Raw genomic sequence first — 16336 nt, forward strand, 5'->3', positions numbered from 1 at the left:
CGCGACGATGAGGCTGTTGCATCGGATCAGGGCCACGGCGGGGTACCTGGCGCTCCTCGCGGCGCTCGGGCTGGTGGCGTCGCTGCTGGTCAGCGGCGTGCCCCGATTGGCGAACGGGTTCACCGACGACGGCCTGCGCGCGGACGTGCGCGGGCTGCACCACGCGGCCCGCGACCTCACGTACGGCGCGGAACCGCTGATCGACGGCCGGGTCCAGGTCGCCGGCGCGGAGGGCGGACTGGAACGCTACCGGGTGACGCTGCCCGCGCCGCTGCCCGGTGCGATCGGCGAGCGCTGGTTCGCCGCCCGGGTGGGTGGCGGCCCGTCCGCCCCGGGCGAGCCCGCGGTGACCGTGGCGCGGGGCCGGTTCGCCACGCCCTGCCCGCCCAGCCTGTCGTTCCGTTATCAGGCCGGCCTCGCGGACCGGACGCGGATCACGGCCGGCCGGGCGCCGGACACGAAGGCGAGCGGCCCGGTCGAGGTGATGATCTCCGAGGCGGCCGCGTTCCGGCTGGGCGCGCAGGTCGGCACCGCGTTCGCGGTGGCCGGCCCGGACGGCGTCCCGGTCGAGGCCGCGATCGTCGGCGTCTACGCGCCGCTGGACCCGGCCGCACCGGACTGGGACGACGTCGTGCTGGCCACCGTGGCCTGCGGGCCCGCCTCGACGGACACGACGTGGCGGGTCGCCCTGCTGACGGACGCGGCCGGCGTGGGGCGGGCGGCGGAGGGCACCGGGATGCTCGCCTACGAGTGGCGGTACCGCGTCGACGAGAACCGGCTGACCGCGGACGGCCTGGCCCCGCTGATCACCGCGATCGCCGAGGCCACCCGCACGCCGCCGGACGAGGGCCTGCGGCTGACCACCTCGCTGGACCGGGAACTGCTGACCTTCCAGGGCCGGCAGCGCGCGGTCGCGGCGCTGCTCGCGGTGGTGCTCTCCGGGCTGGTCGCCACGCTGCTCGGCCTGATCGTGCTGGCGGCCCGGCTGGCCGTGGACCGGCGGCGGGACGAGCTGTCGCTGCTGCGCGCCCGCGGCGGCACCGGCACCGCGATCGGCGTGCGCACGCTCGCCGAGACCGCGGTGGTGGTGCCGGCCGCGGTGATCGCCGGCTGGGCCGCCGGCACGCTGCTGCCCGGCCGGGCGGCGCCGGGGGAGTGGTGGTCCGTGCTCGGCATCGGGCTGGTCGCCACGGTCTCCGTACCGGTGCTGGCCATGTCGATGCGGGCCGGGTTCCTCGGCGGCCGGCAGGACCTGACCACGCAGCGGCCGTCGGTACGGCGTCTCGCGGTCGAGGGTTTCCTGCTGCTGCTCGCGGTGCTCGGCGTGGTCGTGCTGCGCCGCCGCGGGCTCAGCCAGGACGTCGGCGTGGACCCGTTCCTCGCGTCCGTGCCGGTGCTGCTGGCGGTCGCGGCCGCGCTGGTCGCGGTGCGGTCGGTCCCGTGGCCGCTGCGCCAGGTCGGCCGGTTCGCGCACCGGTCCCGCAGCGTGGTGCCGTTCCTCGGCCTGGCCCGGGCCGGCCGGGCCGCGCCGGTCAGTCTCGGGCCGCTCGCGGTGCTGGTCGTGGCGATCGCCACCGGCGTGTTCACCAGCGTCGTCACCAGCACCGTCGGGTACGCCCGGGACCGTGCCGCGGACAGCGCGGTGGCCGGCGACGCACAGCTGACCGGGTACGCGTTCGGGTCCGGTACCGCGCGGGCGCTGTCCGATCTCGACGGGGTGACCTCGGTGGTGCCGTTGAGCGTGGAGTCCGGCGTGCGGTTGCAGGACCGGCTCGGCACCGGCAGCCACGAGACCGTCCAGGCCCAGCAGCTGGTGGTGGACGGGCCGGCGATGGCGCGGGTGCTGCGGGACAGCGGGCGCGGCGTCACGCTGCCGCCGGTGCTGCTGGACGCGGCCCGGGTCGCCACGGACGACGCACCGGTCCCGGCCGTGGTGTCGCCGTCGGTCGCGGCCGAGGTCGGCGAGGCCGGCGCCACCGAGGTGCAGGGCCGCCGGTACGCGTTCCGGGTGGCCGCGGTCGTCGACTCGCTGCCCGGCCTGGACCTGGGCACGCGCTCGTTCATCGCGCTCCCGGCCGCCGCGCTGCCGCTGCCGCGGAACGCGGAGCTCGTGCCGAACCGGTTCCTGATCGCCGGCGAGGGCTTCTCCACCGCGGAGCTGACCGCGACCGGTGACCAGGGACAGCTGGACTACTTCGCGGGCGTGTTCGGCCGTCCGGTGCCGGACACGCAGCTGGAGCAGCGGGCCGCGGTCACCACCTGGGCCGGGTACCGGGCCGCGATGGAGGCCGGCGGCGTCAACGGCGTGCTCAGCTTCACGTTCGCGGCCGGTGCGGTCGGTGCGACGCTGCTGGCGCTGCTCGCGGTGGGCTTCACCGTGCTGGCCGACGCGGCCGGGCGCGGCCGGACGCTGTCCCGGCTGCGGACCATGGGCCTGTCCGCCGGGCAGGGCCGCGGGCTGCTGATCTACGAGTTGTTGCCGCTGGTCGCGGTGGCGGTGCTCGCCGGTGGCGCGGTCGGGATCGCGTTGCCGCAGGTGCTCGGGCCCGCGCTCGGGCTCGGTGGGTTCACGGCCGGCGCTCCGGTCCGTACCCACGTGGACCCGGTGTTGGTGTTGGGTGTTCCGCTGCTCATGGTGCCGGCGCTGCTGCTGGCCCTGCTGGTGGAGAGCGGGCTGAATCGCCGGATGCGCCTCGGCGAGGTGCTCCGCCTCGGAGAGGAGAACTGATGGCGGCCCCAGATCTGGCCATCCTGCAGCGACGGGCGGCCGAACGTGCCGCCGCGCGGGCGGGCGGCACCGACCGGCTGCGCGGGCACATCGTCTGCGACGGCCTGGTGCGCATCTTCAAGACCGAGGGCGTGGAGGTCTTCGCGCTCCAGGGGCTGGACCTGGTCGTCGACCGCGGCGAGCTGATCGCGATCGTCGGCGCGTCCGGCTCCGGCAAGTCGACCATGCTGAACGTGCTGTCCGGCCTGGACGTGCCGACCGCCGGCATCGCCCGGGTCGCCGGGTACGACCTGCTCACCATGTCGCCGCGCAAGCGCCTGACCTACCGGCGGCACACGGTCGGGTTCATCTGGCAGCAGACCGCGCGGAACCTGCTGCCCTACCTGACCGCCCGGGAGAACGTGGAGTTGCCGCAGCAGCTGGCCCGGCGCCGGCGTGGCGCGGGCAGGCGCGCGTCGGAACTGCTCGACATGCTCGGCGTCGGCGAGCTGGCGAACCGGCGGCCCGGCGAGATGTCCGGCGGCCAGCAGCAGCGCGTCGCGGTCGCGGTGGCGGTGGCGAACAACCCGGAGGTGCTGTTCGCGGACGAGCCGACCGGCGAGCTGGACGAGGCCACGGCCGCGGAGGTGTTCGGCGCACTGCGCACGATCAACGCGGAGCTGGGCGTCACGGTCGTCGTCGTCACCCACGACCACTCGGTGTCGTCGCAGGTCCGCCGCACCGTGCAGATCCGCGACGGGCGCACCTCCGCGGAGGTCCGCCGGTCCGCGCGGCTGACCGACGAGGGCGTGGAGGAGCTGATCTCCGAGGAGTACGCGGTGATCGACCGCAGCGGCCGGCTGCAGCTGCCCGCCACGTTCGTCGACGAGCTGGCGCTGCGCGAGCGCGTCAAGCTCACGCTCGAGACCGACCACGTCGCCGTTTTCCCGGGGCAGGAATCATGATCATTTCAGTGTCCGGTGTGAGCCGGAACTACGGCGACGTCGAGGCCGTGCGCGACGTCTCGTTCACCGCGAACCGGGGCGAGCTGGTCGCGGTCCGCGGCCGGTCCGGCGCCGGCAAGACCACGCTGCTCAACATGGTCGGCGGCCTGGACCGGCCGACCTCCGGGCAGATCGTGATCGACGGCCACGACGTGACCGCCGCGAGCGAGCGGGAGCTGCTGGACCTGCGCCGCACCACGATCGGCTTCGTGTTCCAGTCGTTCGGCCTGATCCCGATCCTGTCCGCGGCGGAGAACGTCAGCGTGCCGCTGCGGCTCAACAAACAGCCCGCGGCGGTACGCGAGGAGCGGATCTCGCTGCTGCTGGAGCTGGTCGGGCTCGGCGGTCACGCGAACCAGCGGCCGTACGAGCTGTCCGGCGGCCAGCAGCAGCGCGTCGCGGTCGCCCGCGCGCTGGCCAACGACCCGCCGCTGCTGATCGCGGACGAGCCGACCGGGCAGCTGGACTCGGAGACCGGACGGTCGATCATGGACCTGCTGCGCGCGCTGGTCGCCTCGCGCGGCATGTGCGTCCTCGTCGCCACGCACGACCCGACGCTGATCGACCTGGCCGACCGCGTCCTCACGCTGCGCGACGGCCGGCTGGCCGAGGCCCCGGTCCCGGCGCTGTGACGGCGTGCCCGGCCGGGGTCACCGGCCGGGCACGGTCCGCGGTTTTCGGCGGGGCGCGGTCCGCGGTTTTCGGCGGGGCGCGGTCCGCGGTTTTCGGCGGGGCCGGTCCTGAGCGGACGTGTGTCCTCGGCGGACGCGTGTCCTCAGCGGACGCGTGCGCCGTAGACGCGGTCGACGGTGATGGTGAGCAGCACGCGACGGTCGGCGACCATGGCACGCTTGTAGTCGTCCCAGTCCGGGTGCTCGCCCGCCGCCTTGCGGTAGTAGTCGATCAGCGCCGCGACCTCCGGCCCGTCCGGGTCGGTGCCGGGCCCGGTGAGCGTGGCCGTGCCCTCGGCCGTCACCCAGGACCAGCCGTCCGCGCTCGTCGCCTCCAGCGTGGCGCGCGGGTCGCGGCGCAGGTTGGCGGTCTTCGCCCGTCCGTCGGTGATCGAGACCAGGATGGTGCCGGCGTCCCGGTCGTAGAAGTGCGTGACCGGGGAGAGTTGCGGCCGGCCGTCCCGCTTGATGGTGGCGAGGATGCCGATCTTGGTGGTTGCCAGCAGGTCGTGCAGCTCGTCAGGCGTCATACTCCGCCCCAACCCGGGCCGGCCGCGGCACATTCCGGCCGCCCGCCCGGCCTGCTGGTTCCGGCCGCGGCCGTGTCGGCCCGCTGGTTCGGCGCCGCCGTGCCGGCCTGCTGGTTCCGGCCGCGGCCGTGTCGGCCCGCTGGTTCCGGCGCCGCCGTGGCCCGGTGGAAGGTGCCGGGAGCCGACCCGATCGCGGCGAGGGCCGGGAGTCGGCCCGGTCGTGGCGGGGGCCGGGAGCCGGCCCGGTCGTGGCGAGGGCCGGGAGTCGGCCCGATCGTGGCGGGGCCGGGAGCCGGCCCCCGCCACGACTCAGTGCTTGCCGGGCGAGGGGAGGATGCTCTCCTCGTGATCCAGTTCGCGCTCCAGGATCCGCAGGTCCGTGTCCTCGAGCATGCCGGAGTCCCGCCAGGACAGCAGCTCCTCCCGCTGCGCCATGATCATCTCGCGGCGGGCCTGCTGCGCGGCGCGGTACTCCTCGTTGACCGGCAGCGCCTCGTCCTCCGTCGCGTTCAGCACGGCCAGCCGGTCGCGGTACCGCTGCAGCCGGGCCTCGGCCAGCCGGCGCGCACCCGGCAGCGACGCGCGGACCGCCGGGTCCTCCGACTCCTCCAGCTCGTCCAGCCTGGCCACCGCGGCCTCCATCGCGGCCGCGCGCGCCTCGTTGCGGGTCCGGGCGCGGCTCACGTCCGTGCCCGGGATCCGCAGCACGCGCAGCAGCGGCCCGAACGTCAGGCCCTGCCCGATCAGCGTCACCAGCACCACGATGTACGCGCAGAACAGCAGCAGATCCCGGTTCGGCGTGTCGGCCGGCAGCGTGAACACCGCGGCCAGCGTGATCACGCCGCGGGTGCCGGCCCAGGTCAGCGCGGTCAGCTCGCGCATCGACAGCGCCGGGTTGTTCCGGTTCGGGTCGCCGCCCAGCCGCGCGTGCATGTGGCCCGGCAGGTGCGCCATCACGTACAGCCAGATCGGCCGCAGCAACAGCACCACCGCGACCGTGATGCCGGCCGCGGAGACGATCGTGGTCCAGCTGTACTCGGTGAGCGCGCGCAGCACGGACGGCAGCTGCTGGCCGATCAGCACGAACACGTACCCCTCGAGCAGGTACTCCACGAAGTGCCACACCGGGCGGGACTGCAGCCGCGACCGGCTCGTCGTCATCGACGGTGCCCGGTGACCCAGCCACAGGCCGCAGACCACCACGGCCAGCACGCCGGAGACGTGGATCTCCTCGGCGACCAGGAACACCGCGAACGGCGTACCCAGGGACAGCGCCGTGTCGATCAGCGGATCCGTGATCCGGCGGCGCACCTGCCCGAGCAGCCACGCCGACGCCAGGCCGATCGCCAGGCCGCCCGCGGCCATCAGGGAGAACTCGCCGACCGCGTGCCCGAGCGAGAAGTGGCCGCTCACCGTGGCCAGCACCGCGACCTTCAGGATCGTCAGCGCGGTCGCGTCGTTGAGCAGCCCCTCGCCCTCGACCAGCGTGATCAGCCGTGGCGGCAGGCCCGCCTTGCGGCCGATCGACAGCGCCGCGACCGGGTCCGGCGGCGCGACCGCGGCACCGACCGCGATGCCGGCCGCCAACGTCACCCCGGTCACGAACAGGTCCAGGCCGAGGCCGACGAGCAGCGCGGTCGCCAGCACCAGGCCCACGGACAGGCCCAGCACGGTACGCATGTTCCGCTTGATCGCGGTGAGACTCGACTCCAGCGCCGCCGCGTACAGCAGCGGCGGGATGACCAGGTAGAGCACTACGTCCGGGTCCAGCTCGAGATTCGGTCCCGGCAGATAGCCGTACCCGATCCCGGCGACGACCAGCAGGACCGAGGCCGGCAGGCCGGTGCGGTGCGCGACGGCGTTCGCCACCATCACCACCACGAGCCCGCCCAGCACCAGCGCCATTGTTTCGACCATCCGTACCGGCTTTCCCCTCTGCGCGATCCTCCCCACCAAACCATGTCATGGCGGTACGCGGACGTGCCGGGCGGTGCGGCACCATGGCCCGATGAACGCCGTGATCATGCAGTTGCTGGCCTCGCCGGTGCACCGGTTCGAGGGCCGGCCGCAGGACGGGCCGGCCCCGGCGCCGGCCGGCGAGCTGCGCGACTCGGTGCGGGTCCGGGCCGGCCTGGGCGTCGTCGGCGACCGGTACTTCGGCCACCCCGCGCACCGCGACGCGAGCGTCACGTTGATCGCGGCCGAGTCGCTGCCACCCGGGACCGGGCTCGCGGAGGTGCGCCGCAACGTGCTGCTCTCCGGCGTGGCCGTCGACGACCTGGTCGGCACGGTCCTCACGCTCGACTCCGGCGACGGCCCGGTCCGTCTGCGGGTCAACCGGGCCGCGCACCCGTGCGCCTGGATGGACGTGACGGTCGAGCCCGGCGCCTGGCGCGCGCTCCGCCGCCGCGGCGGGGTCCGCTGCACGCCGCTGGACGACGGGCTCCTCCGCGTCGGCCCGGTCACGGTCTCCTGACGCCCGAGCCGGTTCCGTGACCCGGCGCGCCCGGGGTGCCCGGCCGCGGCTCCGGATCCGCGCACCGGCACCCGGGCCGCGCCCGGCCCGGCCGTCGGGCCGGGCCGGTGCGGGATTCCTAGCCGACCGGGGTGAACAGCAGCGTCGCGTTGTGGCCGCCGAAGCCGAAGCTGTTGGTCAGCGCCGGGGCCGGCTCCCAGTCGCGCGGGGACAGGACCACGTCGATGTCCAGGGCCGGGTCGACCGTGGTGGTGCCGATCGTCGGGGGGAGCGAGCGGTGCGCGAAGGTCAGGGACAGCGCGGCGGCCTCGATCGCGCCCGCGCCGCCGAGCGAGTGGCCGGTCACGCCCTTGATCGAGGTGACGGCGGGCCGGTGGCCGCCGAAGACCGCGGCGATCGCGTCGGCCTCGCCGGCGTCGTTGAGCTGCGTGGACGTGCCGTGCGCGTTGATGTGCGTGACGTCGGACGGTGCGACGCCGCCGTCGGAGAGCGCCTCACGCATGCAGCGGGCCGCGCCGCGGCCGCCCGGTGCCGGCGCGGTGATGTGGTAGGCGTCCGCGCCGGAACCCACACCGGCGATCTCGGCGTAGATGCGGGCGCCGCGGGCCACGGCCCGGGAGTACTCCTCCAGGACCAGGATGCCGGCCCCCTCGGCGGCGCAGAAGCCGTCCCGCTCCGTGTCGAACGGACGGGACACGCCGGTCGGGGAGAGCGCGCGCATGTTGCCGAAGCCGGCCAGGTTGACACCGGTCAGGCAGGACTCGGTGCCGCCGGCGACGACCGTGTCCACGCGGCCCGCCGCGATCCAGCGGGCCGCGTTGCCGATGGACTGGGTGCCGGTGGCGCACGCGGTGGAGATCGTCTCGCACGGGCCGGCCAGGCCCCAGCGCATCGAGACCGCGCCGGCGGCCGCGTTCGGCATCACCATCGGGACGGTCAGCGGCGAGACCCGGGACGGGCCCTTCTCGTCTATCAGCCGGACCTGCGACTCCCACGACCAGGCGCCGCCGATGCCGCAGCCGATCAGCACACCGGTGCGCTCACCGTCCCGCGCCGACTCGTCGGCCAGGCCGGCGTCGCCGATCGCCTCGTCCGCCGCGACCAGTGCGAGCTGGGCGAACCGGTCGAGGCGGCGCACCTCCACCTTGGACAGGCCGATCGTGGTGGGATCGAAGCCGGGCACCTCACGGGTGACCGACGGCGGTACCGGTGTGGCGAGCCCCGTCCAGAAGTCGGCCGCGCCGATCCCGCACGGTGCCACCACCCCGACGCCGGTGACCACGACCCGCCGTCCGTCCCGAGACTCGAGCATCGACAATCCCCTGATATTTCCGACATGGATATCTGCGTGATCCAGTATCGGCCCGCCGGGCGTCAAACCCCAGTCCAACCAGTGCTCACGTGATCACCAATACGCCACGAAACCGCCCGCGGGCACGGTGACCGGGATCGCGCTGCCGTTGCGGGGCTCCGCGCGCACGACCGTACCCTCGAGGTGTGGGTCGGTGTTGAATCGGCAGGTCAGCTCGCTGCCCGGCGGGTGCAGACCGGCGTCGACGGTCACCCACGCGGTACGCGGCGCGAACGGATCGGTGTTGATCGCGCAGAGCACCTCGTGGTCGGCGAAGATCCGTGACCAGGGCACGACCGACCGCATCGGGCCGTCGCCGACGACCCGCGGCAGGCCGAAGGAGACGCCGTCGCCGGAGACCGGGCGCAGGTACTGCCGGCCCCGGCGCAGCGCGGGCACCCGGCGGCGCAGCGCCAGGATCCGGGCGAGCTGCCGGTAGACCGGGTGCTCCTCGTCGAACGCGTGCCGGCCGCGGCTGCGGAACGGGCCGAACGCGCCGCCGAACATCGCCTCCCGCAGGTAGCGATCGTCGCCGCCGGCGCCGTCGAACAGCTGCTCGCTGCCGTAGTAGACGCACGGGATGCCGAGCGTGGCCGCGTTCAGCGCGAGCGCGGCCACGGCCAGCCGGTCACCGTGCTCGGTCGCGGCGAACCGGGCCTTGTGCGCGCCCTTGCGCACCTGGTCGTGGTCGTCGTAGCCGGTCACCACGCGGTTGCGGTACCAGGTGTGCGAGTCCTTGCCGTCCTGCAGCGCGTCCCGGAACAGCCCGAAGTACTCGGCCGGGTCCTGCCGGCCCTTGACCAGCCACTCCAGGTGGTCCTGCACGTCCGCGATGCCGAGCGCCGCATCCATCCCGACCGCCTGCAACGTCTGGAACGCGAACGACCGCGGGCCGGTGATCTCCGCGATCAGGTAGAAGTTCTCCTTGCCGATGCCGGCCGCGAACTCGTGGATCGCGGAGGCGAAGTAGCGGGCCGCGGCCGGGTCCATGTGCTTGACCGTGTCCACCCGGAAACCGTCCAGGTCCGCGAACGCGAGCCAGAACTGGTACGCCCGGGTCAGCGCGACCAGCGCCGGCGACGGCCCACCGTCCGGCCGCAGCAGCGACACGTCCTTCAGCGTCTGGAAGTCACCGCGCAGGTACTCCGGCCAGCGGTCCCAGTGCCGGATCCGGCCCTGGCGGGTGAACGTTTCGAGGGATTGCAGCTCGGCCGGCCAGACGCCGCTGTCCCGGTCCGTGAGCGGGCCGACGGGCAGCGCCGGCTTGCCGTCGGCGTCCCGGAAACCGGCGACCGGATGTTCCGAGCCGTCCCAGACCGGCGCCGGGACCGCGTAGTCGAACACGTCGCCGGTGTGGTTGAGCACCACGTCCAGGATCACCCGGATGCCCATCGCGTGCGCGGTCGTCACCAGGTCGCGCAGGTCCTCCGGGGTGCCGAAGTGCGGGTCCACGTCGAGGAAGTCCTGGATGCCGTACCCGTGGTAGCTCTCGACGCCGGGCACCTGCTTCAGGATCGGGCTCACCCAGACCGCGGTGATCCCCAGCCGCCGCAGGTAACCGAGCTTGCCGCGCAGCCCGCGCAGCGTGCCGCCGGCGAACCGCTCGCCCGCGTCGCGCCAGGCCGCCCGCTCCGCCTCGGTGCCGAGCGCGTTGCCGTGGTTCTCCGGCCGCAGCCGCGGCGTCTCGCCGAACGCGACCGACACACCGTCGTTGTCCCGCCAGTCCCGCTCCCGGCCGTCCGAGAACCGGTCCACCATCAGGAAGTAGAGGACCTCGTCCTCCCAGGCCACCGGCGACGGATGGAACGCCCGCCCGGTCAGCCGTTCGAAATCGATGTCACCGACACTGCGCATCCCTCGTTTCTACTGCGCGCGTCCGCCCCGGAGATAGCCCGCTGCCGCTTTTCGGACCCGTTCGGGGGTACGCGGGGTGACGCCCGCGGCCCCGCCGGCCTGGATCGCGATGCACGACGAGGGCCGGTGCACCCGCTACGGCTTCGCGGTGGTCCGAGGCGCCACGGTCGTGCGGGCCCGCCGGCATCATGGTCGTGAGCGACGGGAGGGCCCGGGTCCGGTGCTGGACCCGGGCCCGGGCCCGTTGCGCGCCTAGCGGCAGTTCGTCCAGCGCACGGGCAGTCCGGCGGACTTGCCGTAGGCGATGCCGGTGTCGCTGAGGACCGACACGAACGGGTAGCCGGCCGGGGACTCCAGCGTGAGCGTGGAGCCGTTGCGGCGCTCGATGAGTGGGCCCCAGCCGGCGGCGTCGCCGAAGCGGTTGACCGTGGTCACGGTGTCCAGGGCGCGGACCTCGCGGTCCCGGCCGTTCAGGTTGAAGATCATTTGGAGGTCGCCGTCCGGGCCCGGCTTCGAGCCGGCGACGTACCCACCGCTGATCTCGGTGGCGAACGTGCCCTCGCCGAGCAGCTCCACCTCGTCGGTGTCCGGGTCCCAGACCGCGGCCGGGCCCGGGTTCCAGACGTAGTTGCCGAGCTGCGCCAGCACGGTGCCGTCCTCGTCGACGCCGAGGCCGTAGTGCGGGCCCTCGGCCGCCATCACCTCGACGGTGCCGGGCGCGTCGGCCGGCCACCGCACGGCGAGCTGGTCGTCGACGTCGGCCGGGTCGTTGACCTGGCCGACGATGTCGCCGCGCGAGTTGATCGCGAACGCGTCGCCCGCCCAGCCCTCGTACGGCACCGGCAGCTCGCGCAGCCCGCCCGCCGCGGACCAGGCCACCGGCACCACGTGCCGGTTCATGGTGAGGCCGTAGCCGACCGCGACGCCGGACGAGTTCACGTCCCGCAGCTCGCCCTCGCCGAACGGCAGCGGCGGCACGCTGACCGCGCCGTCCTTCCACAGCACCTGCTCGGTCCGGCCGGCGATCTCGACGCTGCCGACCGCGTACCGGCCCTTCACGTCCCCGCCCGCGATGATCGTGGTGTAGCCGGTCGCGTTCTGCGGCAACGGCAGGTGGTTCACCCGGCACGTCGTGGCGGTGGCCTCCGGTGCGGCCACGGCCGGCGTGGCGGTCAGCGCGACGGTACCGAGGAGGCCGGCGGCGGCGAGCATCGGCGCGATCGTCCTAAGTGGACTGTTCATGGCTGTTCCCCCTGCTCGAGTCGCGACTGACCCCCGTGTGTCAGCCGCTCGACGTGAGGAACACGCGGCATCCGGCGACTCGGTTGCACGGGTTCTCGAGCAAAAGACGTTGACTCTCCAGCGGCTTGAGACGCCACAGTGACCGGCATGGACGAGCTCTATTCGATCGGGGACGTGGCCCGGCGCACCGGCCTGCGCGTCAGCGCCATCCGCTACTACGCGGACGCCGGCATCATCGCGCCCAGTGGCCGCACCGGCACCGGCTACCGGCTCTACGACGTGCGGGCGATCGCCCGCCTGGAACTCGTCCGCACCCTTCGCGACCTGGGCGCGGGCCTGGACGAGATCCGCCGGCTGCTGGCCGGCGAGACCTCGCTGCACGACCTCGCGTCGGCGCACCTCGACCTCGTCGAGGCGCGGATGCGTGACTTCCAGGCCCGGCGCGCGGTGCTGCGGACCATCGTCCGGCAACAGAGTCCGACGGAACAGGTGAATCTGATGCACAGGCTGGTGTCCATGTCCGACGACGACCGCGCCCGGCTGATCGAGGAGTTCTGGACCGAGGTGACCGACGGGCTCGACCTGGCGGACGTGGTCGGCGAGCTGGTCCGCATGCGGCCCCGGCTGCCCGAGACACCGGACGTCGCGCAGTTGGAGGCCTGGATCGCGCTGGCCGACACGGTCCGCGACCCGGAGTTCCGCGCGGCGGTCCGCGGCTACCTGCACGAGACGTTCGCCGCGCCGGCCCGGGCCACCGCGCCGGCCTGGCCGGAGGCGGCGGCCGACCGGCTCTCCGCGATCCTGATCGAGGCGAGGGCGGCGGCCGGTGCCGGCGTGCCGGCGGACGCACCACGGGCACGCGAGCTCGCGCTCCGCTACCTGGCAGCGCTCGCCGACCTCACCACCGGGACGACCGAGACCGCCGGGACGACCGAGACCGCCGGGACGACCGAGACCGCCGGGAGCGCCGGGAGCGCCGGGAGCGCCGGGAGCGCCGGGAGCGTCGGGAGCGCCGGAAGCGCCGAGGGGGCCGAGAGGGCCGAGAGCACCGAGGGCGTCCGGAGTGCCGAGGCCACCGCCTTGGCCGAGGGAGCCGGGAGCACCCCGGAAGCCGGACGCGGCCGGACCGGGAACGCGGTCGCCGGGCACGATCCGCGCCTCGACGCCGTCCGGCGCCAGGTGGTCGCGAGCGATCCGGAACCGCACGCGGCCCGGGGCGCCGCCCTGTTCGACCGCTACCACGCGCTGGTCGCCACGATCAACGGTGCGCCGCGGCCGCCGGCCACCGCACCCGGCACGCTCGGCTCGGTCTGGCTGCACCGCGCGGTCGGCGCGCTCTGACCCACGACGCGACGTGCAGGGAGGCCGCCCGCGGCCGACCGGTGCCCGCGGGAGCACGCCCGGCGCGACCACGCCGGAAGCGGGAAAACGCTTTGTGGTCCTGGGTTCGGCAGTCCCGGCAGAAGCGATCCGCCGGGTAAGCGCGTTCGCCGGCCCCGCGCCGTCGTCCTTCGTCAGCCCAGGATCGGCGCGGGGCGGGGCGCGCCGATCTCGGTGTAGATGGCCTCGGCCGCGCGGCGGTGGGTGGCCGCGGCCGCCGTGTCGGCGAGGCCCTCGGCGGCCGCGGTCAGGCCGCTGTGCGCGCGGGCCTGCTCGTAGCGGTCGCCGATCTCGCGGGCCACGGCGAGCGCGGCCGTGTGCGCCTCCCGGGCCGCGTCGGGTCGCCCGGCCGCGGTGTGCGCCTCGCCGATGCTGTTGCCGGCCTGGGCCTCGCCGGCGCGCTCGCCGAGCCGGCGGAAGATGGTCAGCGCCTCCAGCAGGCGGTCGAAGCCGGTGGCGTCGCCGAGCGCCAGCTCCGTGGTGCCGAGGCCGTCCAGCGCGAGTGCCTCGCCGCCGCGTTCGGTGCTGCGCCGGAACAGCGTGAGCGCGGCCCGGTGATGGTCCGCCGCGTCGATCAGCCGGCCCCGGCCGGCCTCCACATGGCCCAGCGTGACCAGCACGTATGCCTCGCCGATGTGGTCGGAGATGCTCCGGCACAGCTCGGCGGACCGGCGCAGGTGGGTCTCCGCGTCCGCGTGCCGGCCCTGCCGCCGGTAGATCTGGCCGAGGTTGCCGAGCACGCGTGCCTCGGCCGGCCGGTCGCCGGTGCGGCGGCACAGCGCGAGCGCCTGACGGAGGTGCGCGGCCGCGGAACCGTACCGGCCGAGCCAGGCGTCGACGTGGCCGAGGTTGCCGAGCGCGCGGGTCTCCGCGGCCATGTCCCCGCAGCGCCGGGCCGCGTCGATCGCGTACCGCAGGTACTCGGCGGCCTGCGCGAACCGGCCCTGCTGGCTGTAGATCAGCGCGATGTTGTTGAGCAGCTGCGCCTCGGCCGCGGTGTCGCCGGTGCGCCGCGCGGCGTCCCGCGCGTGCGTGTGCATCGCGATCGCCTCGGCCACGTGCCCGCCACCCTCCAGGTAGCGCAGCAGCGTGACGGTGAGCGCGACCGCGTGCGCCGGGTGGCCGTGCACGGCCGCGTACGCCACGGCCGCGGCCAGGTTGGCGCGCTCGTCGTCCAGCCACACCTGCGCGGCCACCGGGTCGTTCATCGGCGGGATCGGCGGCGGGGGAGCGGTGGACAGCCGGTGCCGCTCGCGTTCGGCCGGGAGCAGCGTGGTCATCGCGGTCCGCGCCGTGTGCAGCCAGGCGTCCAGCAGGCGGTCCGTGCCGGTCTCGTCACCGTCGAGCAGCGCCAGCTCCGACGCGTACGCGCGGAGCAGGTCGTGCAGCGCGTACCGGCCGGCGCCGGTGCGCTGCACCAGGTGCGCGGCGGCCAGCGACTCCAGCAGGTCACGGGCGCGCGGCACGCCGGTGTCGAAGAGCGCGGCCGCGGCGTACGGCTCGACGTCCGGCCCCGGGTGCAGGCCGAGCAGCCGGAACGCGCGGGCGGCCGCCTCCGGCAGCTGCCGGTAGGAGAACGAGAACACCGCGCGGACGCCGGTCTCCGGGTCGCCGCCCGCGTCCAGCATGGAGAGTCGCCGCCGCTCGTCCGCCAGTTCACCGACCAGCTGCCGCAGCGGTACGGACGGGCGGGACAGCGCCAGCTCCGCGGCCACCCGCAGCGCCAGCGGCAGCCGGGCGCAGCGCTCGGCGAGCTCGTCCGTCGCGTCCGGGTCCCGGTCGCAGCGCGGCCCGATCAGCCGGCGCAGCAGCGCGAGCGCGTCCGCGTGCGGCAGCAGGTCGAGGTCGAGGCGGCGGGCCCCGTGCCGGGCGACCAGGCCGGGCAGCGCGTCCCGGCTGGTCACCACCGTGAGACAGCCGGCCGCGCCGGGCAGCAGCGGGCGGACCTGCGCGACCGAGGACGCGTTGTCCAGCAGAATCAGCATCCGGCGGCCGTCCAGCAGGCTGCGGTACCGGTCGGCCCGTTCCTCGGTGTCCAGCGGCACCTCCTGACCGGGTACGCCGAGCGCGCGCAGGAACCGGGCGAGCGCCTCACCGGCCTCGACCGGGCGTTCCGTGTCGTACCCCCGGAGGTTGATGTAGAGCTGGCCGTCCGGGAAGCCGGTGCGGACCCGGTGCGCCCAGCGCACCGCGAGCGCGGTCTTGCCGACGCCGGCCGTGCCGGACAGCGCGGAGATGACGACGGTGGGCGAGCCGAGCAGCGCGTCCAGCCGGGTGAGTTCGCCGTCCCGGCCGACGAAGTCCGGCACGTCCGCGGGCAGCTGCGCGGGCACCCGCCGGCGGGGGTGCGGCACGGCCGCGGGGACCGGCGCCTCGGCGCGCAGCACCGCGTCGTGCGCGGCGAGCAGCTCGGGGCCGGGGTCGACGCCGAGTTCGTCCGCGAGGCGGCGGCGGGCCGCGTGGTAGACCTCGAACGCGTCCGCGCGCCGGCCGGCCGCCGCGTACGCGCGGATCAGCCGGGCCTGGCCGGCCTCGTCCAGCGGCTGCGCCGCGACCGCCTCCTCCAGCGCGGGGAGTGCCTCGGCGACCTCGCCCAGCGCGATCTTCAGCTCACCGTACCGGGCCAGCGCGGCGGCGCGCTCGGCCGCGACGGCGACCACCTTCGGGTGCCCGGCGAGCTGCGGCACGTCGGCCAGCGGTGCGCCGTGCCACTGCCGCAGTGCCTGCTCCAGCAGCGCCGCCGCGCGCCGGTCGTCGCCGGCGTGCCGGGCCGCGGCGGCCTGTGCGTGCAGGTGGCGGAAGCAGAGCAGGTCGAGCGTGTCCGCGGTGGCGCGCAGCGCGTAGCCGTCGCCGACGTGCGGCAGCAGCAGGCTGCGCGAGCGGGCCGGCCGCTCCGGTTCCAGGCGGTGGCGCAGGTGCTTGACGTAGGTCTGCAGTACGTTGACGGCACTGGCCGGCGGGTCGTCACCCCACATCGAGTCGATCAGTTCCGGCCGGGTCACCGGCTGCCCACCGGCGAGCGCGAGCAGGCCCAGAACGGCGCGCTGCCCGGCCGAGGTGAACTCGACCGGCTGCTCGCCGAACCAGGCGCGGACCGTGCCGAGCACCTGGATCCGCACGC

Annotated in this window: 11 protein-coding genes; 5 read left to right on the plus strand and 6 right to left on the minus strand. The window is 74.9% G+C overall.

Going from position 1 to position 16336, the window contains the following annotated elements; all coding sequences use genetic code 11:
- The first annotated feature begins 7 nt into the window (after positions 1-7).
- The 3 genes from J2S44_RS34040 to J2S44_RS34050 are packed head-to-tail and all read left to right on the plus strand — an operon-like array spanning position 8 to position 4343.
- Positions 8-2728, plus strand: coding sequence for an FtsX-like permease family protein (locus J2S44_RS34040; RefSeq protein ID WP_310422483.1), 2721 nt, complete (start codon positions 8-10; stop codon positions 2726-2728).
- Entirely contained in the window at positions 2728-3672 is a 945-nt protein-coding gene (locus J2S44_RS34045) for an ABC transporter ATP-binding protein (protein WP_310422487.1), read from the plus strand. Before J2S44_RS34040 ends, J2S44_RS34045 begins: the two co-directional genes overlap by 1 nt.
- The gene (locus J2S44_RS34050; RefSeq protein WP_310422490.1) at positions 3669-4343 is read left to right on the plus strand and encodes an ABC transporter ATP-binding protein; all 675 of its coding nucleotides are present in this window, start codon (positions 3669-3671) and stop codon (positions 4341-4343) included. Before J2S44_RS34045 ends, J2S44_RS34050 begins: the two co-directional genes overlap by 4 nt.
- A gap of 143 nt (positions 4344-4486) precedes the next feature.
- Here J2S44_RS34050 and J2S44_RS34055 read toward each other — a convergent pair whose 3' ends face one another.
- The gene (locus J2S44_RS34055) at positions 4487-4912 is read right to left on the minus strand and encodes a PPOX class F420-dependent oxidoreductase (RefSeq protein ID WP_310422493.1); all 426 of its coding nucleotides are present in this window, start codon (positions 4910-4912) and stop codon (positions 4487-4489) included.
- 309 nt (positions 4913-5221) lie between these two features.
- Positions 5222-6817 carry a Na+/H+ antiporter gene (locus J2S44_RS34060; protein ID WP_310422496.1) on the minus strand — a complete coding sequence of 532 codons (1596 nt, stop codon included), beginning with the start codon at positions 6815-6817 and terminating at the stop codon, positions 5222-5224.
- Between the two features lie 103 nt (positions 6818-6920).
- Between J2S44_RS34060 and J2S44_RS34065 the strand changes: the two genes are divergently transcribed.
- Complete coding sequence (locus J2S44_RS34065) at positions 6921-7388, plus strand: molybdenum cofactor biosysynthesis protein (RefSeq protein ID WP_310422499.1); 468 nt, start codon at positions 6921-6923, stop codon at positions 7386-7388.
- A gap of 118 nt (positions 7389-7506) precedes the next feature.
- Here the strand turns inward: J2S44_RS34065 and J2S44_RS34070 are convergent, their stop codons facing one another.
- From J2S44_RS34070 to J2S44_RS34080, 3 genes are all read right to left on the minus strand, one after another.
- On the minus strand, positions 7507-8700 hold the full coding sequence (locus J2S44_RS34070) for a beta-ketoacyl-[acyl-carrier-protein] synthase family protein (protein ID WP_310422502.1): 1194 nt from the start codon (positions 8698-8700) through the stop codon (positions 7507-7509).
- Positions 8701-8793: 93 nt separating this feature from the next.
- On the minus strand, positions 8794-10593 hold the full coding sequence (locus J2S44_RS34075; protein ID WP_310422505.1) for an alpha-amylase family glycosyl hydrolase: 1800 nt from the start codon (positions 10591-10593) through the stop codon (positions 8794-8796).
- Between the two features lie 252 nt (positions 10594-10845).
- Positions 10846-11835, minus strand: a complete 990-nt coding sequence (locus J2S44_RS34080; protein ID WP_310422507.1) for a hypothetical protein — start codon at positions 11833-11835, stop codon at positions 10846-10848.
- Positions 11836-11982: 147 nt separating this feature from the next.
- On the opposite strand from J2S44_RS34080, the gene J2S44_RS34085 reads away from it, so the two are divergent.
- Positions 11983-13176, plus strand: a complete 1194-nt coding sequence (locus J2S44_RS34085) for a helix-turn-helix domain-containing protein (RefSeq protein WP_310422510.1) — start codon at positions 11983-11985, stop codon at positions 13174-13176.
- A 173-nt stretch (positions 13177-13349) separates the two neighbouring features.
- Here the strand turns inward: J2S44_RS34085 and J2S44_RS34090 are convergent, their stop codons facing one another.
- Entirely contained in the window at positions 13350-16334 is a 2985-nt protein-coding gene (locus J2S44_RS34090; protein ID WP_310422513.1) for an AfsR/SARP family transcriptional regulator, read from the minus strand.
- Positions 16335-16336: the final 2 nt, after the last annotated feature.

The organism is Catenuloplanes niger (genome assembly GCF_031458255.1).
GTDB classification, from domain to species: domain Bacteria; phylum Actinomycetota; class Actinomycetes; order Mycobacteriales; family Micromonosporaceae; genus Catenuloplanes; species Catenuloplanes niger.